Origin of the sequence: Saccharopolyspora indica (genome assembly GCF_027853965.1) — a bacterium.
Lineage (GTDB): Bacteria > Actinomycetota > Actinomycetes > Mycobacteriales > Pseudonocardiaceae > Saccharopolyspora > Saccharopolyspora indica.
The window spans coordinates 1-21,977 of record NZ_JAQGLB010000016.1 but is presented as its reverse complement, the minus strand read 5'-3'; the positions used below and the strand labels follow the sequence as shown (position 1 = coordinate 21,977).

At 72.3% G+C, this 21,977-nt stretch carries 16 protein-coding genes; 5 read left to right on the top strand and 11 right to left on the bottom strand.

What is annotated here, in order from left to right:
• The first annotated feature begins 104 nt into the window (after positions 1–104).
• A complete protein-coding gene (locus tag OU416_RS28350) occupies positions 105–842 on the top strand; it encodes a sulfotransferase-like domain-containing protein (protein ID WP_270930093.1) in 738 nt (245 codons plus the stop codon).
• A 74-nt stretch (positions 843–916) separates the two neighbouring features.
• Here OU416_RS28350 and cysC read toward each other — a convergent pair whose 3' ends face one another.
• On the bottom strand, positions 917–1,453 hold the full coding sequence (cysC, locus tag OU416_RS28345; RefSeq protein WP_270930092.1) for an adenylyl-sulfate kinase: 537 nt from the start codon (positions 1,451–1,453) through the stop codon (positions 917–919).
• Between the two features lie 11 nt (positions 1,454–1,464).
• The gene (locus tag OU416_RS28340; protein ID WP_270930091.1) at positions 1,465–3,339 is read right to left on the bottom strand and encodes a non-ribosomal peptide synthetase; all 1,875 of its coding nucleotides are present in this window, start codon (positions 3,337–3,339) and stop codon (positions 1,465–1,467) included.
• 135 nt (positions 3,340–3,474) lie between these two features.
• Between OU416_RS28340 and gntD the strand changes: the two genes are divergently transcribed.
• Positions 3,475–4,563 carry a guanitoxin biosynthesis L-enduracididine beta-hydroxylase GntD gene (gntD, locus tag OU416_RS28335; RefSeq protein WP_270930090.1) on the top strand — a complete coding sequence of 363 codons (1,089 nt, stop codon included), beginning with the start codon at positions 3,475–3,477 and terminating at the stop codon, positions 4,561–4,563.
• Positions 4,564–4,566: 3 nt separating this feature from the next.
• Here the strand turns inward: gntD and OU416_RS28330 are convergent, their stop codons facing one another.
• From OU416_RS28330 to OU416_RS28305, 6 genes are all read right to left on the bottom strand, one after another.
• The gene (locus tag OU416_RS28330) at positions 4,567–4,926 is read right to left on the bottom strand and encodes an ACT domain-containing protein (protein WP_270930089.1); all 360 of its coding nucleotides are present in this window, start codon (positions 4,924–4,926) and stop codon (positions 4,567–4,569) included.
• A gap of 423 nt (positions 4,927–5,349) precedes the next feature.
• The gene (locus tag OU416_RS28325) at positions 5,350–7,437 is read right to left on the bottom strand and encodes a WD40 repeat domain-containing serine/threonine protein kinase (RefSeq protein WP_270930088.1); all 2,088 of its coding nucleotides are present in this window, start codon (positions 7,435–7,437) and stop codon (positions 5,350–5,352) included.
• Positions 7,438–7,610: 173 nt separating this feature from the next.
• Positions 7,611–7,745, bottom strand: a complete 135-nt coding sequence (locus tag OU416_RS28320) for a DUF397 domain-containing protein (RefSeq protein ID WP_270930087.1) — start codon at positions 7,743–7,745, stop codon at positions 7,611–7,613.
• A gap of 21 nt (positions 7,746–7,766) precedes the next feature.
• Positions 7,767–8,669, bottom strand: a complete 903-nt coding sequence (locus OU416_RS28315; RefSeq protein WP_270930086.1) for a helix-turn-helix domain-containing protein — start codon at positions 8,667–8,669, stop codon at positions 7,767–7,769.
• Positions 8,629–9,159, bottom strand: coding sequence for a DUF6879 family protein (locus OU416_RS28310; RefSeq protein WP_270930085.1), 531 nt, complete (start codon positions 9,157–9,159; stop codon positions 8,629–8,631). Before OU416_RS28310 ends, OU416_RS28315 begins: the two co-directional genes overlap by 41 nt.
• A gap of 2 nt (positions 9,160–9,161) precedes the next feature.
• The gene (locus OU416_RS28305; RefSeq protein WP_270930084.1) at positions 9,162–9,362 is read right to left on the bottom strand and encodes a hypothetical protein; all 201 of its coding nucleotides are present in this window, start codon (positions 9,360–9,362) and stop codon (positions 9,162–9,164) included.
• Positions 9,363–9,555: 193 nt separating this feature from the next.
• Between OU416_RS28305 and OU416_RS28300 the strand changes: the two genes are divergently transcribed.
• Complete coding sequence (locus OU416_RS28300) at positions 9,556–9,798, top strand: zinc finger protein (RefSeq protein WP_270930083.1); 243 nt, start codon at positions 9,556–9,558, stop codon at positions 9,796–9,798.
• Between the two features lie 193 nt (positions 9,799–9,991).
• A complete protein-coding gene (locus OU416_RS28295) occupies positions 9,992–10,321 on the top strand; it encodes a hypothetical protein (RefSeq protein ID WP_372907218.1) in 330 nt (109 codons plus the stop codon).
• 246 nt (positions 10,322–10,567) lie between these two features.
• Here the strand turns inward: OU416_RS28295 and OU416_RS28290 are convergent, their stop codons facing one another.
• From OU416_RS28290 to OU416_RS28280, 3 genes are read right to left on the bottom strand one after another with little or no spacing between them, the layout of a single operon-like run.
• Positions 10,568–11,908 (bottom strand): serine hydroxymethyltransferase, encoded by a 1,341-nt coding sequence (locus OU416_RS28290; RefSeq protein ID WP_270930082.1) that lies wholly within the window; start codon positions 11,906–11,908, stop codon positions 10,568–10,570.
• Positions 11,909–11,918: 10 nt separating this feature from the next.
• A complete protein-coding gene (locus OU416_RS28285; RefSeq protein WP_270930081.1) occupies positions 11,919–15,173 on the bottom strand; it encodes a non-ribosomal peptide synthetase in 3,255 nt (1,084 codons plus the stop codon).
• 17 nt (positions 15,174–15,190) lie between these two features.
• Positions 15,191–20,506 (bottom strand): non-ribosomal peptide synthetase, encoded by a 5,316-nt coding sequence (locus OU416_RS28280; RefSeq protein WP_270930080.1) that lies wholly within the window; start codon positions 20,504–20,506, stop codon positions 15,191–15,193.
• Positions 20,507–20,675: 169 nt separating this feature from the next.
• Here OU416_RS28280 and OU416_RS28275 point away from each other — a divergent pair, with 169 nt between their 5' ends.
• Entirely contained in the window at positions 20,676–21,923 is a 1,248-nt protein-coding gene (locus tag OU416_RS28275) for an MFS transporter (RefSeq protein WP_270930079.1), read from the top strand.
• Positions 21,924–21,977 lie beyond the last annotated feature (54 nt).

Here is a 21,977-nt window from a genome sequence, read left to right as displayed (position 1 = left end):
TGTGGTGACAGGTTTCGCCGTGATGCAACCGCGCCGGTGCCCTCGGGCGGGATAGGGGCTATCCCCGACTGCCCGGGTCCGCCCGCGCCCGCGAGCCTGGCGGCATGGAGACTCCTCTCACCGGCCCCCGCGTGCTCGCGCTGTGGAGCGCGCCCCGGGCCCGGTCCACCGCGTTCTTCCGCAGCATGGTCGAACGCGACGAGTTCACCGCCCTGCACGAGCCCTTCTGCAACCTCGTCGACTTCGGCGCGACCGCGGTCGGCGAGGCGGAGGTGCGCACCGGCCCGGAGCTCATCGCCGCGATCCGCGCGCACGCCCGGACCCGGCCGGTGTTCCTCAAGGACACCACCGACTACCGCTACCCGGAAGTGCTGGCCGACGAGGCGTTCCTGCGCGAGACCCGGCACGCCTTCCTGATCCGCCACCCGGACGAGATCGCCGCCTCCTACTACGCGCTCAAGCCGGACATGACCCGCGACGGCATCGGCCTGGAGCAGATGTCCGAGCTGCACCGGGCGGTGCTGGCCGCGGGCGGGCGGGCCGCGGTGCTCGACGCCGAGGACCTGGCCGCGCACCCGGAGGCGACGCTGGCCGCCTACTGCGCGTGGGCGGGCATCGAGCACCGGCCGGAGACGCTGTCCTGGCAGCCGGGGGCGCGGCCGGAGTGGGAGCGCTCGGACCGCTGGCACCGGTCGGTGGCCAACAGCTCGGGCTTCGACGCGCGCCGCACCGAGTACGCGGACACCGTCGGGAACAACCCGCGGCTGGCGGAGTTCAGCGCCCACCACCTGCCGTTCTACGAGGCGCTGCGCGAGCAGCGGCTGACCGTCCCGGTCGCCTGACGCCCGCACCGTCCACAGTGGATGTCTGTCGCGGCGAAAGCCCACCCGGTTCCGGCCGGGTGGGCTTTCGCACGTCAGCGGGCGCCGACCGGGGCGCCCAGGACCAGGTCCAGCACGGTCGAGACGCAGTCCGGCAGGCTCAGCTCGTTCGTGCGCAGGCGGAGCTCCGGGGCCGGCGGGGCCTCGTAGGGATCGTCCACGCCGGTCAGGCCGGTCAGCTCGCCGCGGTCGGCCTTGGCGTAGAGGCCCTTCACGTCGCGGTGCTGGCACACCGTCAGCGGGGCGTCGACGTGCACCTCGGCGAAGCGCACGCCCCGCTCGGCGTGCCGGGCGCGCACCCAGTCCCGGCTGTCGCGGTAGGGGGCGATCACCGGGACCAGCACGTGCACGCCGTGGCCGGCCAGGGTGAGGGCGAGGCGGCCCGCGCGGCGCACGTTCTCCTCGCGGTCGGCGCGGCTGAAGCCCAGCTCGGGGAAGAACTCCCGGCGCAGCACGTCGCCGTCCAGGACCTCGACCGGGTGGGTCCTGCCCAGCTCGGCGGCCACCGCCGCGGCGATGGTGGACTTGCCCGAGCTGGGCAGCCCGGTCAGCCAGGTGGTGATACCGGACATGGGTTTTCCTCTCACTGGGAGTCGGCGATGCGGTGCAGGGCCCGGCGGTCGACCTTGCCGCTGGGCGTCAGCGGCACGGCGGGCACCGGGTAGAGCCGGGCGGGCATCAGGTAGGCGGGCAGGCGACCGCGCAGGTGCGCGCGCAGCGCCGTGGTGTCCGGGGCGGTCGCGCCCTCGGCGGGGACCAGGAAGGCGACCAGGGAGCGGTTCCCCTCCTCGCCGCGCAGGTCCACCACGGCCGCGGCCAGGTCCGGGTGCGTGCACAGCGCGGCCTCGACCTCGCCGGGCTCCACGCGCATGCCGTTGACCTTGAGCTGGGTGTCGATGCGGCCCAGGAACTCCAGCTGGCCGTCCGGGCGCCAGCGCACCAGGTCACCGGTGCGGTACAGGCGGGCGCCGGGCGGGCCGAACGGGTCGGGCACGAACTTCTCCGCGGTCAGCGCGCGCCGGCCGAGGTAGCCGCGCGCGACGCCGACGCCGCCCATGAGCAGCTCGCCGGGCGCGCCGACCGGCACCGGCTCGCCCGCCGGGTCGAGCACGTAGCACTGGAGGTTGGCGATCGCGCGCCCGATCGGCGGCGGGCTGTCGACCTCGCGCGGCAGCCGGTAGTCGGTGGAGGTCACGGTGACCTCGGTGGGGCCGTAGGTGTTGTGCACCAGGCGGTCCGCGGTGCGGAAGCGCCGCGCGACCTCCAGCGGCATGGCCTCGCCGCCGATGTTGGCCATGCGCAGGTCGGGCAGCTCGGCCGGGTCGAGCAGGGCGGCCACCGCGGGCGGCAGCTCGGCGATGGTCACGCGTTCGGCGCGCAGGTGCTCGGTGAGCGCGCGCGGGTCCAGCAGCGCCAGTCGCGGCACCTGCACCAGGGTCGCGCCGTTGCACAGGGTGGCGAAGAAGTCCCACACGCTGACGTCGAAGCAGGGGTTGGCGAACTGGATGATCCGCTCGGCCGGGCCGATGTCGTAGGCGGCGCGGCTGTAGAGCACCAGGTTGACCACCGAATCGTGCTGCACGAGCGTGCCTTTGGGCAGGCCGGTGGAGCCGGAGGTGTAGAGCACGTAGGCCAGGGAGTCCGGGCGCAGCTCGGCCGCGAGGTCGGTGTCCGGCTGCGCGTCGACGGCGGCGCGCACGGCGGGCTCGTCCAGGCAGATCGGCAGCACGTCCTCCGGCAGGCGCTCGGCCAGGCCGGTGGTGGTGAGCACGAGCTCGCAGCCGGCGTCCTCGGCGAGGTAGGTGAGGCGGTCGGCCGGGTGGCCGGGGTCCAGGGGCACGTACGCCGCGCCCGCTTTGAGGATGCCGAACAGCGCGGTGACCAGGGCCGGGTCGCGCTCGAAGAGCACGCCCACCACGGTCTCCGGGCCGACGCCCAGCCGGTTGAGGTGCCGGGCGAGGCGGTTCGCGCGGCGGTTCAGCTCGGCGTAGGTGAGCTGTTCGCCGTCGAAGCGCACCGCCGGGTGCTCGGGTTGCACGCGCGCCCAGTGCTCGAACAGGCGCGGCAGGCTCGCCCCGGGCGCCTCCGGGTAGTGCGCGGCGGTGGCGTTCCAGCGGCGCACCACCGTCTCGCGCTCGTCCTCGGCGAGCACGGGCAGCCCGGCGACGGGCGTGGCCGGATCGGTCCCGGCCAGCCGCGCCAGGTGCGCTGCCAGGGCCTCGGTGTCGAGGGCGTCGTCCCCGGCGAGCGCGAACCCACCTCCTCGATATTCCACAGTGGACAACGCCTGTTCGGCGGCGGCCAGCAGCTCGCCGAAGGTCTGCTGCCCGGTCACGGACAACGTCACCGGTGCGGGCGCGCCCGCCACCTCGAACACCGGCTCGTCCGCACCGGTGTACCGGCTCGCCAGCACGGCCATGGCGGCCAGTCCGGCCGCCTCCCGGGTCACCACGGTCACCCTCGGCTCCTCTCCCGCTCGATCTGCGGCGAGCCTGGCAGCGCGAGAGCGCGCGGCGTCGTCGGGAATCCTCCTGACTGTGACCGGTGGTGGGGTCGGCCGAGACTCTGGGAGAACCGAACGAGGAGGTTAGAGGTGGCACACCCCGCCGTTGACTCGGCCGCCGAGCTGAGCTGGCAAGACGATGTTCCCTACCTGCGGTTGACCGATCGGGAGCGCGTCGAGGTCCGCGCGCTGGCCGAGAAGCTGGTGGCCGAGCTCGGCGTGACCGACCCGGCCGAGCTGGAGAACCGGCTCAACGACATCGCCGTCTACGCCCACCGCATGCCGGAGCGGGTGCGGGCGGTGCTCACCGAGTTCCGGCTCACCGGGCGCCCGCACGGCGGCCTGGTCGTCTCCGGGCTGCCGGTGGAGGAGGACTCGCTGGGCGAGACCCCGACCTCCTACACCGCGGCGATCGGCGGCGCGGAGGTCGTGGTCGCCACGGCCGTGCTGCTGCTGGTCGGCTCCCTGGTCGGCGACCCGTTCTCCTACCTGTCGCAGCAGCACGGACGCCTGGTGCTGGACGTCTTCCCGGTGGCCGGGCACGAGCACGAGCAGCTCGGCTCCAGCTCGTCCACGCTGCTGGAGTGGCACAACGAGGACGCCTTCCACCCGGACCGGGCGGACTGGATCATGCTGCTCGGACTGCGCAACCACGACTCGGTGCCGACCATGTTCGCCCCGGCGCAGGACCTGGACCTGTCCGAGGACGCGCGCAAGGTGCTCTTCGAGGAGCGCTTCGTGATCCTGCCGGACGAGTCGCACACCGCCTCGTTCAACTCGGCCACCACCGGCGTGGACGACGACGGCAAGCAGGCGCAGGCGTTCGCGCGCATCAGCGGCATGTACACCGAGCAGCAGCGCACCGCGATCTTCAGCGGCGACCCGGACACCCCGTACGTGCGCATCGACCCGGCCTTCATGCGCCGCGACCTGGACGACGACACCGCCGAGCAGGCCCTCGGCGAGGTGATCGACGCGTTCGAGGCGAAGATGCAGGACGTGGCGCTGGGCACCGGCGAACTGCTGATCATCGACAACAAGCGCGCGGTGCACGGGCGGCGGCCGTTCACCGCCCGCTACGACGGCACCGACCGCTGGCTGCGCCGCATCAACATCACCGCGGACCTGCGCCGCTCGGCGGGGCGCCAGTTCGGCGCCCACGGCCGCGCGGTGGTCTGACGCCTACTCCGCGACCTCGTGCCCGGCGGCGCGCAGGGCCGCGGCGGCCTCGGCGCGCGCGTCCTCGGGCACCAGCACGACGTCGGCGTGGAAGGTCGAGCACACGAAGACCGAAACCCCGGCATCGCGCAGGGGCACCAGCAGTGCGGCGAGCATGCCGGGCACGTCCAGGTCGTGCGCGGTGTCCCCGCTGTACAGCGCGACCCAGGCCGCTTCTTCCCCCGCCTCGGCCGCCCGCACCACGGTCAGCCCCTCGGGCGCCCGCACGACCGACAACCACTCCTCGCCCGGCGGTGGCACGTCCACCGCCGGGCGGTGGTCCACCTGGAAACGCCCCGTCAAGAACCGCAACCGCTGTGTCACGGGCGCAGCATAGGGGAGAGCACGCGGAATCCGTCGTCCGGCACGTCACACCGAACTCCGGCACCCCGCACGAACCCAGCGACCTGACCTCGCTCCGAAGCCGCGTGGGCCACCCGGAGGCCCACCCCGGCGACGACGAGGCAGGCCTGGAACCGCCCACCGGCCAAGACCCCACGCCGCTGTCCGTCCGGCTACCAGGCCCGAAACCGTTCGCGCGCAACCGAAACTCGCCAGCCGACGAGGCGAAGGGCACCTCTCACCAACTATGCGAGCGAAAGGTGCCCCTCACTCCACCTCATCCGTGTGAGCGCACCCTCGATCGGGGAGGTGAAGGGCACCTTTCGCCAAGTAACTGGGTGAAAGGTGCCCTTCGCACCGCCCAGATCGAGCTGTGAAGCTGGGTGCGGGCACCGCCGTGTCCGGTCAGCGGGCGGGGACTTCCCAGAGCCGCACGGTGCCATCACCGATGGTGGCCAGCATCCGGTTGTCCTGGCTGAACGTCATGGCCCTGACGCCGTCGACGTCGGGGCCGATCTGGTCATTGCCGACCAGGTTCCACAGCTCCAGGGTCTTGTCGTTCAGGGTGACTGCCATGTTCTGGTCGGTGGTGAACATGATCTCGTCGTACTCGGGAACGGTGCTGGGCTGGCGGATCTGGTTGTGGCTGGCCACGTCCCAGTGCCGCAACGTCCGGGAGCTGGCGACGCCGTTGCCGCCGAGGGTCACCAGAACGCGTCCGTCGGGGCTGAGCGCGGCGTAGTCGACGGTCTCGCTCGGCGGCATGGTGAGCGGGTCACCGAGCTGCTTGCGGCCGGGCACGTCCCACAGCGTCACGACTTCGTGCGGTTTCGAGTCGTCGGTGCTGGCGGCGCGGTCCGACCAGGTCGCGATGATCGCGAGGGTGCGGCCTTGCGGACCGTGGACGAGCACGGAGCGCTCGTGCTCCAGGACAGGATCGTCGTTGCGGGGGGCGAGATCGCTGATCAGCTGCCCGCCGGGCATTTCGTACAGCTTCACGAAGCCCTCGTACTCGGTCGCCAGGGTGCGGCCGTCCGGGCTGAGCGCGTCGAGGGCCAGGGCCCATTCACTGACGTCGAGGTCCTTCTGATCGACCTGGCGGCCGCTGTCCACGTCCCAGGACTGCACCCGACTGCTGGAGCCGGCGGTTCGCACGACGGTCAGGGTGGTGCCGTCCGCGCTGAACGCCATGTCCCGCAGGTTCTCGAACGGGCCGAGGATCTGGCCGACCTGGTGACCGCCCGCCACGTCCCAGAACTGCACGGTGTTGTCCTCGTGCTCGGTCGCCAGGGTGCGGCCGTCCGGGCTGAACACCGCGTCCACGGCAGCGGAGGAAGCGGTCACCGCACCGACCTGGCGAAGCTGCGGTGACAGCGCGGTCGACAGTTCCGGCCACACCCCCCAGGTCACGATCCCGGTCAGAACCAGAGCGGTCGCAGCGATGCCGAGCCACAGCCCGCGCCGTCGGCCGCGCCTGGCGACCGTCGGACCGCCGGTGGAGTCGGGTGCGGCTCCACCGTCTTCCCGGGTGGGGTCCGCCGCGCCGGTGTCCACCCGGGTGGCGGCCACCGTGGGCGTGCCGGTGTCCACCGGCTCCGGTGATTCGTCGAGGAGCCGGGCGATGTCGGCGTGCCGCCGCGCGATCAACCGGTGCACCCCGGGCGGCCACGGCCGCGCGGAAGGCGAGATCTGGCCGATCGACCGCAGCAGCTCGGCCGGGGTCGGCCGTTCGGCGGGGTCCTTGGCCAGGCACGGCTCGACGATGCGCCGGATCGCGCTGGGAACTCCGGAGAGATCCGGGTCGGCCCGCACGACGTCGTTCAGGGTCTGCAGGGTCGCCGCGTGGTGGAACGGGCCGGTTCCCGCGCACGCCGCGACCACGACGGAGCCCAGGGAGAACACATCGCTGGCCGAGGTCACCGGTTCGCCGTTGGCCTGCTCGGGAGACATGTACTCCGGCGAGCCGACCAGCCAGCCCGCCCGCGTCAGGTCACCGGCCTGGTCGCCGTTGACGGCCCGGACGATGCCGAAGTCGATCACCCGCGGGCCGTCTTCGGTGAGCAGCACGTTGGACGGCTTCAGGTCCCGGTGCACCAGACCTGCCTGGTGGATCTGGATCAACGCGCTGGACAGCCCGGCAGCCAGGCGCAGCACCGGATCCTCCGGCAGCGCACCGACCGCCGTGATCACCTCGTGCAGCGAGGGGCCCGGCACGAACACCGACGCCAGCCACGGCGTGGGCGCATCCGGGTCGGCGTCGACCACCGCGGCGGTGTAGGCGCCGGAAACCGCGCGGGACGCCTCCACCTCCCGGCGGAACCTCGTCCGGAAGCTGTCGTCCTCGGCGAACTGGTCGTGCACCAGCTTCAGCGCGACCAGCCGGCCGTCCGGGCCGCTGCCCAGCAGCACCCGGCCCATGCCGCCCCGGCCCAGTTCCGCGAGCACCCGGTACGGTCCGACCTCGACCGGACCTGATGGACCTAACGGCCGCACCGCCACCCCGCTTCCTCCGGTGCCGGGCCGACCACCAGAACACCGCCACCCATCGCCCCGCCTGTCGCGATCCGCTCTCCGGGATCGTGAGCGGATCTTCGCACGAAGATCCCCGGCTCGGAGGCGAAACCGCGCATCGCGACGGGCTTCCCGGCAAGCGGCGTCCACCCGCGTCAGCGATCGAAACGGTCAATCTTCACCGCGGTGATGAAGTCCGACCAGCGCTCGTTGGTGAAGCTGAGCAGGCCGCCGTCGCGGTCTTTGGTGTCGCGCACGCCTGTCAAGCCGGGAGCGGTGCCGACCTGCATCGTCTCCTTCGATCACAGCGGTCATCCCGCGGTCTGCCGCCGGTACTCGGCGGCGAGCTCCTGCAGGATCGCGCGGACTTCATCGCCCTCGGACGCCACCTGCCACAGCCGGTCCGTGAGCCGGTGGTAGATGGCGACCTGTTCAGGGTCGTCGATGGTGAGTTCGGCGGAGACGTGCTCGACCTGGACCAGGTCGTCGAACATGGTGAAGCCGTTCATCGTGATGTTCGGCAGCCGTCGGAACCCGGGCAGCACGCCGAACCGCAGACCAGGGATGTCGATGGCGGACATGAGCCGGTCGAGCTGACCGAGCATGACATCTGGCGGCGCTACCGGATGTTGCAGCGCGTGCTGGGACACGATGAGCTCGATGTCTTTGCCCTGGTAGAGAACTTGTTGCCGTTGCAGGCGGACTCGTACTGACGCCTCGACATCCGAGTCGGGCACCTGGAGGAGCTCGGCTTGGGTGCGGAACACGGCGCGTGCGTAGTCCGCAGTCTGGAGCAGCCCGGGAACGACACCGTATTCGACGGTGCGGATGCGGGTTGCGGCGTGTTCGTTGTCGAAGCTCTGCTGCTGCCGCGCCCGGTGACCGGCGCGCAACTGCGCTTTCCACGCAGCTTTGCTGATCCGCAGCTCGGAGAGCTCGTCGAGCATCTGTTCAACCGAGGACTCGGACGCGCCGATGGCGTCGAGCCATTGCCGGACGTCCGAGTCCTCGGCGGTTTGCTTGCCGGTCTCAAGCTTGGAGATCTTCGAGTGCGGCCAGCCCAGCGCCGACGCCAGCTCGCGGCCGGTCAAGCCCGCTTCATCGCGGAAGCGGCGCAACCGCTCGCCGAAGTCCTGCCGCCGCTGTTCGAAGCTGGTCACGATCCCCTCTTCCTCACTGCACCAGCACTGCCCATTCCTCGGCTGGTGCCGCATCGTTCCATGCCTGGTCTCGCCACCGCCGGTACTGCTCGATCTCGGCAGGGTCGGTGATCATCTCAAGTCCGAGCATGCCTCGTTCCCCGAAGTGCATCACGCCGACCTGATCGTCGTCGAACATCCAGAAGTCGGTCCCCAGCGGTAGCCCCAGGGCCGCGGCCGCAGAGATCGACAAGCTGCGGATCTGTTCGCCCGCCGGGAGGTTCGCCCGCAGTGCCAGGTCCATCTCGAACCGCAGGTAGTCGGTCAGCGGCTCGGTGAGCACCCGGACTCGCTGGAACCTGCGCCCCTCGCTCGTCGCGATGCGGACGTTGTCGGTCCAGGGGGCCAGCCACTCGTCGTCCGGCGGTTCGCCGTTCAGGAAGCGCCGCAACGGCTCGTCTTCGATCGGCTCCCGGTACACCCCTTGTGTTTCCAGCCGGAACGCGGTGTTGCGGAACGACCGGAACAGCCGGTCGAACTCGGCACCTGAAACCAGTTCGACCATGGTCAGCCCTTCGCAAAGCGCAGCAGGGCCTTCGGGATCTCGACCGCGGTTTCGTGATCCGGCAACCCTCGTTCGCGCAGGGTCGCCAACGCAGCGGGATCGGTGATCCGAGTGCCCTGCACGACGTAGGTGCCCCGGTCGGTCTCGTACAGCTCGGGGCAGCCCCCGCCGCCGCTAGTGGTGCCGAGGTGAGTGAGGCGCATGTTCGGTCTCCTTGTACGTCATTAGTGAACCAAGTGCGCTCTGTTCGCGCAAGTGCCAGTCAATTACAAGAACCAGACTTGAAGAGTGCCCTAATCAAGTGATTCATACGCGAAGCTTCTCGATGCTTCTTGTTTGGTTCTCGAAACTGAGTCATGCTGCTGTGGTCAGATCAGCAGGACGCAGGAGGTCACCATGAGCGGCTACCGGCCTCACCCGTTCCACTGGGCTCCGGCCGCCGGGCAGCGGCATGCGAGCGCGGACGAGCACCCGCCGGGTGCAGCGGTCTATCCGAACGGCACCGAGATCACGACCCTGTGCGGGCTGGCAGTCGAGGCTGACGCCGGCGACATGGCGTGGTTGTGGCCGACCTGCGTCGACTGCAATGCGGCGGCGCGGACGTTGGCCGGGGTTCCGCCGTTGGCCGGTGGGCGATGAGTGCGGGGTGTTCGCGGCTCGCTTACCTGGCGCGTGGGGCGATCTTGGCTCTGGACGGCGCGGTCGTGGACCTGGAATCGGGCGAGTGCACGGCTTTTGAGCGCGAACGGCTGGCGAGCTGCCTCGAACGGCTGGCCGGGGCACTGCGCGCGGAAGACACCGTCATCACCATTCGAGCCGAGAGGACAGATCGTTGATCACCATGCTGATTTCATCCGCAGTCGCCGTCGTCGCCTTCGCCGCGTGGTTGTCGGTGCGTCAGTTCTCCGAGCAGGGCAAGCACGCTGGTGCAGGCGCGGGTTCGTTGACGGTGCAGCAGCTGCTGGCCCAAGCCAAGGCTGAGGACGCACGCGGCGGCAGGCACCGATTGCGCGAGCCGGTGACGCAGCGCGATCCATCCGACGACTCGGTGACACGACTGCTGCCCCGAGTCGGGACAGGTCTTCCGCTCGACGATTCCGCTGCGATGGCAAGGCATCCATGGACGTTGCGCCGCATTCACGACCAGCTCCAGAAGCGGTGAAGCTCGGTGAGGGCACCGCGGTCCCCCTCCCGGCCCCGGTGTCCTCGCCGTTCCCGTGCCCGCACGCCGTCGGCCCCCAGATGGCAGCCGGGCACTCGGGTGGCCGGGCGGCGGAGCCCTCCCCGACGCCGCTCGGCCGCCCATCCCCGCCCCGGCGCGATACCGCCCCGACACTGGTCGCGCCGGGGCACTCCCGAAGAAGCCGCCCCGGCGCCAACTCCGACCGGCACCGGGGCGGCAGCGCGGCTAGGCCGGGAGCGGGAAGCGCCAGCAGAGGGCCGCCACCGCGGACCGCGCCGACTCGCGCGCCTGGTCCGGCAGCAGGAAGTCCTTGTCTCCCAACGGGGTGAGGGACGTCCAGACCTGGTCCACGATCGCCGCGCACTCGGCGATCGCCGCGTCGTCCATGCCGCGCAGCGCCAGGATGTTGGTGCCGAACCGGATGCCGCCCGCGATGCGGGCCGGGTAGCCGTCGTTGTGGATCTTGTTCCGGTTGACGATGATGCCGCAGGACTCCAGGGCCTGCTCGGCGATCGCACCGGTCAGGCCCCGGGCGCTCACGTCGGCGAGGACCATGTGGTTGTCCGTGCCGCCGGTGACGATCGGCCAGCCGCGGGCGGCCAGCTCCGCGGCCAGGGCGCGGGCCGCGTCGCGGATGCGGGTGGCCAGGATCCGGAACTCCGGGGTGCTCAGCTGGTCGAACGCGCGGGCCTTGGCCGCGATGCCGTTGATGCGCGGGGTGCCCTGGAAGTAGGGGAACACCGCGTTCTGCAGGACCGCGGTCAGCGGGCGGCCGTCCACGCGCAGGTCCGCGTCCCCGCCGACCAGCACCAGCCCGCCGCGGGGGCCGTAGAGCTGCTTGTACGTGCTGGTGGTGGTCACGTGCGCGTGGTCCACCGGGCTCGGGTGCACGCCCGCCGCCACCAGACCCGCGATGTGCGAGATGTCGGCCAGCAGGAACGCGCCCACCCCGTCGGCGATCTCGCGGAAGCGCGCGAAGTCGATCTCCCTGGGGTAGGCGCTCGCACCGCAGATGATCAGCTTCGGGCGGTGCTCGGCGGCCAGGCGTTCGATCTCCGCGTAGTCCAGCAGGCCCTGCTCGTCCACGCCGTAGGAGACCGACCGGAAGTAGCGGCCGGAGAAGGAGACCGCCGAGCCGTGCGTCAGGTGCCCGCCCGCCGCGAGCTCCAGTCCCATGACCAGGTCGCCCGGGTCGAGCAGGGCCGTCATCACCAGCTGGTTGGCCGTGCTGCCCGAGTGCGGCTGCACGTTCGCGTAGCGCGCGCCGAAGGCCGCCTTCGCCCGGTCGACCGCCAGCCGTTCGATCTCGTCGACGACCTCGCAGCCCGCGTGGTACCGGCGGCCCGGGTAGCCCTCGGTGGTGATGTTGCCGCTCGCGCTGCCCTCGCAGGCCAGCACGGACGGGTCCGACCAGCTCGCGGAGGCGATCATCGCCAGGGTGTCGGACTGGCGGCGCTGCTCGCGCTCCAGGAGGTCGTGCAGCACCGGGTCCTGGTGGCGCAGGCGCTGCGCGCCCTCCACGGCCAGGGCCGACACGTCCACGGGTGTCAGCGAATCGAGGTTCATCCCAGCTCCCTCACTGCTGCTCGGCGAGCAGGGCGGCGACCTCGTCCTCGCCCAGCTGCTCGATGTCCAGGGCCATCTGCGCGATGGCGGTCACGTCCACGTCCTGCGCCTCGCCCGCCGCGACCAGGACGACGGCCTGCTCTGCGACGGTCGGGGCCTCGAACACCGCGCGCAGCGGCACGTCCACGCCGAAGGTCTCGCCCACCAGCGCGGCGATGCGGGTGGCGGCCAGCGAATAGCCGCCCAGCTCGAAGAAGTCGTCGCGCACGCCGACCCGGTCGATGTCCAGCACGGTGCTCCACAGCTCGGCGAGCACCTCCTCCACCGGGGTGCGCGGTGCCAGGTAGGCCGCTTCCAGGGTCGGGCGCGCGGTGCCCGGTGCGGGCAGCGCCTTGCGGTCGACCTTCCCGTTGGGGGACAGCGGAAGCGCGTCCAGGGCGACGAACGCCGAGGGCACCATGTAGTCCGGCAGGGCCGACTTGAGGTGCGCGCGCAGGTCGCCGGTCGTGGGCTCCGGCCGCGAGGCGGGCACGTAGTAGCCGACGAGCTTGGCCTCCGCGCCGGAATCGGTGCGGGCCACCACCACGGCTTCCTCGACGGCCGGGTGGCCGAGCAGGGCCGCGGTGACCTCGCCGAGCTCGATGCGGAAACCGCGCACCTTGGTGAGCGAGTCGATGCGCCCCAGCAGCTCCAGCACGCCGTCCGGTCGCATCCGGGCCAGGTCGCCGGTGCGGTAGAGCCGCGCGCCCGCCGGGATGTGCGGGTAGCGCCCGGCGCAGGGGTGCGGCACGAACTTCTCCGCGGTCAGCGAGGGCCGGTTCAGGTAGCCGCGCGCCAGGCCGGTGCCGCCGAGCATCAGCTCGCCCGCGACGCCGACCGGTGCCGGGTTGCCGTCCTGGTCGAGCACCAGGACCTGCTGGTTGTCCATGGGCCGGCCGTACGGCACGCTCACCCACGCCGGATCGGCCTGCTCGACCTCGAAGATCGTGCTGTGGATGGAGGCCTCGGTGGCGCCGCCCAGCACGACCGCGCGGAACTCGCCGGCGACCTCGCGGGCCCGCTCGGGCAGCGTGACCGACACCCAGTCGCCGCCCAGGAAGGCCAGGCGCAGCGAGTCCAGGCGCACCCCGCGCTTGGCCGCGTTGTCCACGAGGGACTCCAGCAGCGCGGGCGCCGAGTTCCACACCGTCGCCCCGTGCGCGTCCACCAGGTCGACCCAGTGCTGCGGGTCCTGGTTCCGGTCGGGGTCGGGCAGCACCACGGTGGCGCCGGCCGCCAGCGGGCCGAGCAGGTCGTAGACGGACATGTCGAAGCTGGCCGAGGACAGCGCGAGCAGCCGGTCGCCGGGACCGACCCGGCCGACGCGGTTGAGGTCGAGGACGTTGTTGACCACGCCCCGGTGCACCACGGAGATGCCCTTGGGGCGGCCGGTGGAGCCCGATGTGTAGATGACGTAGGCCAGGTTCGCCGGGGTCACCGGCGAAGGCTCCGCCACCGCGGCCCCGTCCAGGTCCTCCACGCACAGCACCCGCACCCCGGCGGGCACCCGGTCGGCGACCGCGCGCTCGGTGAGCACCACCGCGGGCCGGGCGTCCTCGACCATGAACGCCAGCCGCTCGTCCGGGTACTCGGGGTCGAGGGGCAGCTGCGCGCCACCGGATTTGAGGATGCCGAGGAAGGCCGCGACCCGTGCGGGCCGGGGCCCGAAGCAGGCGCCCACCAGCGAATCCGGGCCGACGTCCTGCGCGCGCAATGCGGCCGCGATCCGGTCGGCCTGCGCGTTCAGCTCGCCGTAGGTGATCGCACCGTCCTGGTGCCGCACGGCTTCCGCGTCCGGTTGCGCGAGGGCGTGCTGCTCGAACAGCTCGTGCAGGCACACCTCGGGCAGCTCGGCGGCGGTGTCGTTCCACTCGCCGACGATGGTGTCCACTTCGGCGGAGGTGAGCAGCGGCAGCTCGGACAGGCGGGTGCCCGGCGCGGCCACCGCGGCGGCGAGCAGGCCGGTGAACTGCGACCACATCCGCTCGACGGTGGTCCGGTCGAACAGGTCGGCGCTGTACTCGATGAAGCCCTCGTAGCAGGAGCCGCCGTCCCACAGCTGGAGGTCGAAGTCGACCTGGGTGGCGTGCCGGGGCACGTGCGCGGTGGAGACGTCCAGCTCGCCGATGGCCGGGTTGGGCATGGGCGCGTTCTGCATGACGAACATGACCTGGGTCAGCGGCTGGTGGCTGAGGTCGCGCTGCGGGGCGATCTCCTCGACCAGCTTCTCGAACGGCAGGTCCTGGTGCTCGAAGGCGTCCAGCACGGTTCGCTTCACCCGGCCGACCAGCTCGCCGAACGTCGGGTCCCCGGCCAGCGAGGTGCGGAAGAGCACGACGTTGATGAAGCAGCCGATCAGCGCCTCCACCTGCGCGGTGCGCGTGGCGACGCCGGTGCTGATCACGACGTCCTTGCTGCTCGCCCAGCGGCCGACGGCGGTCTTGAACGCGGCCAGCACGGTCATGAACGGCGTGGCGCCCAGGCTCCGTGACAGCTCGGTGACCGCGCGGGAGAGCTCCGGGCTCAGCTTCACCGGCAGCATCTCGCCTTGGAAGGTCTGCACGGACGGCCGGGGCCGGTCGCCGGGCAGCTCCAGCACGGGCGGCGCGCCGTCGAGCTCCTTGCGCCAGAACTCCACCAGCGGCGCGAGCCCGGCCTCGCCGAGGTGCTCGCGCTGCCAGATCGCGTAGTCCACGTACTGCACGGGCAGTTCCGGCAGTTCCGCCTCCTCCCCGGCGAGGAACGCGGGGTAGCAGGCGGCCAGCTCGCGGACGAAGATCCCGCAGGACCACATGTCCGAGACCATGTGGTGCATGGTCACGGCGAGCACGTGCTCGTCCTCGGCCAGCCGCAGCAGCGCGACCCGGACCAGGCGCGCCGCGATGTCGAACGGGCGGCGCGCCTCCCGGCCGAGGAACTCGGCGAGCAGGTGCTCGTCGGCGGCCTCGGGCGTGCCGGTCAGGTCCAGCTCGTCCAGCGGCACCTCCATGACGGGGTGCACGACCTGCGCGGCCACGCCCTCGCTGGTGGTGAACACGGTGCGCAGGGCCTCGTGCCGGGCCACGACGGCCTCGACGGAACGGGCCAGCGCGGGCTTGTCCAGCTCGCCGCGCAAGCGGATCGCGAACGGCACGTGGTAGGCGGCCGTACCGGGGAACAGCTGCTCGATGATCATCAGGCGCTGCTGGGCGTACGCCACGGGGAACGTCATCGGCTCGGCGGTCATCGGATTCTCCACGGGTTTCAGTCGTCGGCGCGCGAGCGGAGGGCGCGCGCGGCCTGGAGCTTGCGCAGCACGTCGCTGCGCTGGACGGTGGTGGCGCCCGCGTAGCGCCCCCGGTCGACCTTGGTGATGGCCGCAGCGGTGCTCCGGGCCTCGGAGTTCTCGACCAGCTCGGCCAGCCCGGCCACGGTGGGCGCCTCGAAGAGCCTGCGCAGCGGCAGCGTCACGCCGAAGGACTCGCGCACCCGGATGGCCAGGCGGGAGACGAGCAGCGAGTGCGCGCCCAGCTCGAAGAGGTTGTCGCGCCTGCCGACCGACGCGCCGCCGAGGAGGTCGCCGATGATGTCGGCCAGCGCCTTCTCGGTCGCGGTGGCCGGGGCCTCCTTCGCCTGCCCCGCACCGAGGTCCTCGGGGGCGGGCAGCCGTTTGCGGTCGAGCTTCCCGCTGAGGTTGAGCGGGAACTCCTCCAACCACGTGAAGTGCGTGGGCACCATGTAGGACGGCAGGCACCGGCGCAACGACTCGCGCAGCGACCGGTTGGCTTCCTGCCGGTCGAAAGCGGCGGTGCTGGCGCGGGAGCGCGGCTGCACGTAGGCGACCATCGCGCGCTCCCCCACCACCTCCACGACCGCGCGGCGGACCGCGGGGTGGCGGCCGAGCGCGGCCTCGATCTCGCCGAGCTCGATGCGGTGGCCGTGGAACTTGACCTGGTGGTCGGCGCGGCCGAGGAACTCGATGCGGCCGCCCGGGCGCACCCTCGCCAGGTCGCCGGTGCGGTACATGCGGCTGCCCGGGCACGAGCCGTGCGGGTCGGGGACGAACTTCTCCGCGCTCAGCCCGGGGAGCCCGAAGTAGCCCCGGGCCAGGCCGTCACCGCCGATGCACACCTCGCCCGCGACGCCCTCGGGCACGGGCTGGAACTGCTCGTCCAGCACGTAGATCCGGGTGTTGGCGATGGGCGAGCCGATCGGGATCGGGCCTGCCTCCGGGTCGACCGCGGCAGCCGCCGACCACACGGTGGTCTCGGTGGGGCCGTAGAGGTTCCACAGCTGCCCGCCGAGGCCGCCGAGGCGGTCGGCGAGCTTGCGCGGCAGCGCTTCCCCGCCGGAGAGCACGACCAGGCCGGGGGTGCCGGTCCAGCCCGCGTCGCAGAGCAGCTGCCAGCTGGCCGGGGTGGCCTGCACGCTGTCCACGACGCCGGATTCCAGGCGCAGGCGCAGCTGGTCGCCGTCGGCCTTGACCGAGCGGCCCGCGATGTGGCTGGTGCCGCCGGTGAGCAGCGGCAGGAACAGCTCCAGCACGGAGATGTCGAAGGAGAACGTGGACAGCGCGAGCAGCCGCTGCCCGGCCTGGAAGTCCAGCAGCTCCTGCATGCCGACGAGGAAGTTGACCATCGACGCGTGCTGGACCTGCACGCCCTTGGGGCGGCCGGTGGAGCCGGAGGTGTAGAGGACGTAGGCGGTGTTGGAGGGGTGCACGCGCACGTCCGGTGCGGTGTCCGGGCCGTCCTCGGGCAGCTCGTCCACGCGGATCCGGCGGGCGGGCGCACCGTCCAGCGCACCGTCCACTGTAGAGTGCGTGAGCACCAGTTCCGCGCCGCTGTCGGCGAGCATGCCGGACAGGCGCTCCGGCGGCAGGTCCGGGTCGATCGGCAGGTAGGCGCCGCCCGCGCGGTGCACCGCGATGAGCGCTACCGCCAGCTCCAGGGAGCGCGGCAGGTGCACGCCGACGACCCGCTCCGGGCCGACGCCCTCGGCGACGAGCCGGTGCGCCAGGCGGTTGGCGGCGCGGTCCAGCTCGGCGTAGGTGAGCGTGGGCACGCCTAGGACCGCGGCCCGGTCGGGGCCGGTCAGGTGCTGCTCGTCGTAGGCGACGGCCGGGGCGTCCGGGGTGCGGGCGGCCTGCTCGGCGACCCGGTCCACGACGGTGCGGCTGGGGTCGTAGGCGGTCTCGGTGCTGTTCCAGGAGCGCAGCGCGGTGTCGCGTTCGGCCGGGCTGAGCAGGTCGGTGGCGTGCAGCGGCCGGTCCGGGTGCTCGGCGACCGCGCGCAGGAAGGTCTCCAGGTGCGCGGCGAACCGGGCCGCGGTGGCGTCGGTGAACAGGTCGGTGTCGTACTGCAGCAGCGCGCCGAGCTGCCCGCCGGTCTCGGCGAAGGTCAGCGCGAGGTCCATCTGCGTGTTCGGCTGGTCCAGGGTGACCGGCCGCAGGGTCAGGCCGCCGAATTCCAGGCTGGCGCCCGGGTGCCCGAGCACGAACGCGGCGAGCGCGTTGCCCTGCGGGCCGGTGGGCCGCTGGAGCGTGAACAGGGCCTGCACCAGGGGCTGGCGGCCGGGGTCGCGGGCCACCTGGAGGCGTTCGACCAGCTGGGACAGCGGCAGGTCGGCGTGCGCGAGCGCGGCGCGCACGCGCGGGCCGGCGCGGTGCAGCAGCTGGGTGAAGCTCTCCGCCGGGTCGAGCTGGGCGCGCAGCACCGCGGTGTTGACGAAGCAGCCGATGGTGTCGGAGACCTCGGCGCGGTTGCGGCCGTGCACCGGGGAGCCGACGAGCAGGTCGCGCTGGCCGGTGTAGCGGGAGAGCAGCACCTGGAAGGCGGAGAGCAGCACCGTGTACAGCGTGCTGCCGGTGGTGGTGGCCAGGTCGGTCAGGCGCGCGGTGAGCTCGGCGTCGAGCGTGAAGCGGCGGACCTTGCCCCGGAAGCGCTGCTCGGGCGGGCGCGGGTGGTCGACCGGCAGCTCCAGGACGCGCGGGGCCTCGGCCAGCTCGCTGCGCCAGAACTCCCACAGCCGGTCGGCCTCGCCGCCGTCGAGGGCACCGGCCTGCCAGCGCGCGGCGGCCGGGTAACCGGCGACCGGCGGCAGTTCCACTGTGGACTGGTTCAGCTCGGCGCGGTAGTGCAGGTCCAGCTCGCGCAGCAGCACCTCCATCGACCACAGGTCGGTGACGAGGTGGTGCAGGCTGATCACGAACCGGTGCTCGGCCGCGGCGCGGTGGAAGACCTCGATGCGCACCAGGGGGCCCTCGGCGACGTCGAAGGGCCGGTAGGCGGCGTCGCGGACGCCGTCGTCGAGCTGCTGCCCGGTCCACTCCCGCGCGTCGTGGGTGGTGCAGGCGGCGGGCAGGTGGGCGTGCACGCGCTGCACCGGTTCGCCTTCGACCAGCGGGAACGTGGTGCGCAGCGCGGGGTGGCGGGCGACCACGGCGGCGAGGGCTCGGTCCAGGGCGGGCACGTCCAGCTCGCCGTGCAGCTCGGCGGCGGCGGTGATGTTGTAGGCGGCGCTGTGCGGGGCGAGCTGGTTGAGGAACCACATGGCCCGCTGGTTGCGGGAGAGCGGGTGGTCGGCGGGGGTGTCGGCGACCGGTTCGGCGGCATCGGCGGTGCGCGGCGCGGCGGCCAGCGTCGCGGCCAGCTCGGTGATCGTGGCCGACAGCGCCTCCTCCACGACGACCTGCACGCGCAGCCAGCTCTGCACGCGGTGCTGCACGCGCACCGTGTCCAGGGAGTCCAGGCCGAGTTCGAGCAGCGGCTGGTCGAGCGGGACCTCGGCGGGGTCGGTGCGGAGCAGCTCGGCGACCACGGTGCGCAGGAACTCGGCCACCGCCTCGGGGTGCGCGTCCTCGGGCGCGGCGGGCAGAGCGACGGGCGCGGCGGGCGCGGGGGTGCCGGCCTCGTCGAAGCGGGCGAGCACGAGGAGGTCGTCGGCCAGGAAGCCGTTCCGGGCGGCGTGCCGGGCGACCTTGCCGCTGGAGGTGCGGGGCAGGCCGCCGACGCGCAGCAGCACCACCGACTGCGGGCGGACCTCGTGCTGCTCGGCGACCACTTGCTGGACGCGCCGGGCCAGGGCGTCGAGGTCGTCGACGCCGTGGTCGTTGCGCAGCTCGTGCACGACGACCAGGCGCTCCTCGCCCGCGTCGTCCTGGACGGAGAAGACCGCGCCACCGTTGGCCTTGAGTCCCTCGTGGACCTTCTCGACGGTCAGCTCGACGTCCTGCGGGTAGTGGTTGCGGCCGCGGATGATGACGAGGTCCTTGCGGCGACCGGTGACGTAGAGCTGGCCTCCGGTGCGGAAGCCGAGGTCGCCGGTGCGCAGGAACGCCGCGGTGTCCTCGCCCGCGATGCGCGCGCCGAAGGTCGCGGCGGAGGCGTCGGGGCGGTTCCAGTAGCACTGGGAGACGGAGGGGCCGCTGACCCAGATCTCGCCGACCTCGCCGTCGGCGCACGGCTCGTGCGCGTCCGGGTCGACGATCTCCACGCGCTGCTGGGGCGGCATGGCGCCGCTGGCCACGATCTCCCCGGCCGCGCCGGAGCCCTCGGGCGCCTCGTGCGTGCGGAAACCGCTGCCGACGGGTCCGGCGCTGACCACCAGGGAGCCTTCGGCGAGGCCGTAGCAGGGCAGGAAGGCCTCGGCGCGGAAACCGGTGCCGGCGAAGGTCTCGGCGAAGCGGTCCAGGCTCTGCGCGCGGATCGGCTCGGCGCCGTTGAAGGCCACCCGCCAGGAGCTGAGGTCCAGTTCGGCGCGCTGCTCGGGGGTGACGCGGTCGACGCACAGGTCGAAGGCGAAGTTGGGGCCGCCGGAGACGTTCGCGCGCTCGTCGCTGATCAGGCGCAGCCAGCGCACGGGATCGCTGGCGAAGCTGTTGGGCGCGAGCAGGGCCATGCGGCCGCCGACGCGCACGGTGGCCATGACCGAGCCGATGAGGCCCATGTCGTGGTACATCGGCAGCCAGGACACGCCGCGCATGTCCTCGTCGAGCTCGAAGAGCTGCGCGATGAGCGCGGTGTTGGCGAGGAGGTTGTCGTTGGTGAGCACCACTCCGCGCGGGGTGGCGGTGGAGCCGGAGGTGTACTGGAGGAAGGCGATGGTGTCGCCGGTCAGCTCCGGCTCGGCGAAACCGGCGGCGCTGTCGTCGGTGATCTCGTCGGTGGCGAGCAGGCGCAGCCGGTCCAGGCCGGGCACGGCGGACAGGCGCGGGCCGATCTTGTCGCGGACCCGGGCGGTGGTGAGCGCGGTGCCGGCGCCGCTGTCGGCCAGGATCGCGGTGAGCCGGTCGATCGAGCGCTTGTGCCTGCTCGGCGGGTAGGCGGGCACCGCGAGCACTCCGGCGTAGAGGCAGCCGAAGAAGGTGGCCACGTAGTCCAGGCCCGCCGGGAACAGCAGCACCGCGGTCTTCCCGCCGAGTCCCTCGGCCAGCAGCTCGGCCCCGATGGCCCGGGCGCGGCGGTCCAGCTCGCCGTAGCTGAGCCGGTCCGGCGCGCCGCCAGCGTCGGGGTGGAAGGTGAACGCGGTAGCGTCCGGGCGGCGCCGAGCCACGCCGGAGAGCACATCACGCCAGGTCATCGGCAACGCCCTCACAAGGTTCGTCCAGGTCGCGGCTCGACCCGCCGCGCGACTGGTGATCACCTTGCTGGTCGCGGCCGCCCAGCGGGATCGGGTGTTTCCCCTACTCCCCCGAATCGAGTCGCCCTGTCAGGTTCGCTGCGGACACCCCTCAGACCTAGGACGGGCGATGACCACGACCGAAACGTCCACTGCAGACAAAGGGCTGCTGCGGCAGCGCGATTTCCGGTTGCTGTGGGGCGGGGACCTCGTGTCCCAGCTGGGCTCGCAGATCACCATGTTCGTGCTGCCGCTGCTGGTGATCTCCGCGCTGGGCGCGACGGCCACCGAGGTCGGCGTGCTGCACGCGCTGTACACGGCCCCGTTCTTCGCCCTGCCGCTGTTCGTCGGGGTCTGGCTGGAACGGCGGGCGCGACGACCGGTGATGATCGCGATGGACCTGTGCCGGGCAGCGCTGGTGCTCACCGTGCCGCTGGCGACGTGGCTGGACGCGCTGACGCTGACGCAGCTGTACGCGGTGGCGGTGGCGGTGGGATCGATGACCGTGGTGTTCGACATCGCGGCGGCCAGCTACGTGCCGCGCCTGGTCGCGGCGCAGCACCTGGAGTCGGCCAACAGCAAGCTCAGCGCCGACCAGGCGGTCGGCTCGGTGGCCGGGCCGGGGATCGCGGGGTGGCTGAACGGGGTCGTCGGATCGGCGTCCACCTTGGTCCTGGACGGGCTGTCGTACCTGGTGTCGGCGGTGTGCCTGCTGAGGATCCGGCACCGGGAAGTTCCCGCGGAGCCCGTGGAGCGGGACGTGCGGCGGGAGCTGGCGGACGGGCTGCGGGCCGTGTTCGGGAACCGCTACATCCGCCCCATCGCCATTCACGCGGCCATCTACAACGCCGGGATCGAGCTGGTCACGGTCGGGTTCCTCGTCCACTTCGTGCGGGACCTCGGGCTCGGCAGCGGGTTGTACGGCGTGGTCCTGGTCGTGGGCGGGCTCGGCGCCATCTGCGGCGCGCTGCTCGCGCCCTCCGCGATCGCCCGCGCCGGGTACGGCAACGCCTTCACGGGGGCGCTCGCGCTGTCCACCACCTCGTACTTCCTGCTGCCGTGGGCTTCCGGGTCGGCGGCTTCCGTCACGTCCGTCGCCGCGCTCGGGTACTTCCTCGGGTGCGTCGGCTCCGCCACCGGCGGCGTCGCCTCGGTGACCCTCCGGCAGCGCCTCACCCCGCCGGAGCTGCACGCCCGGATGACCGCCACCTACCGGCTCATCAACTTCGGGGCCATTCCCGTGGGCGCCGCCCTGTCGGGCGTGCTGGTGGATTCGCTGGGCGCGGCGACCGTGCTGTGGATCGCGCCGGTCGTGCTCATGGCTTCGACGCTGCCCGTGGTGCTCGGTCCGGTGCGAACGCTGCGATCGCTGGACTGACTGCTCGTGACAGAAGTGGTGGACCTCCGCGATGCCGGTTGACATCGCGGAGGT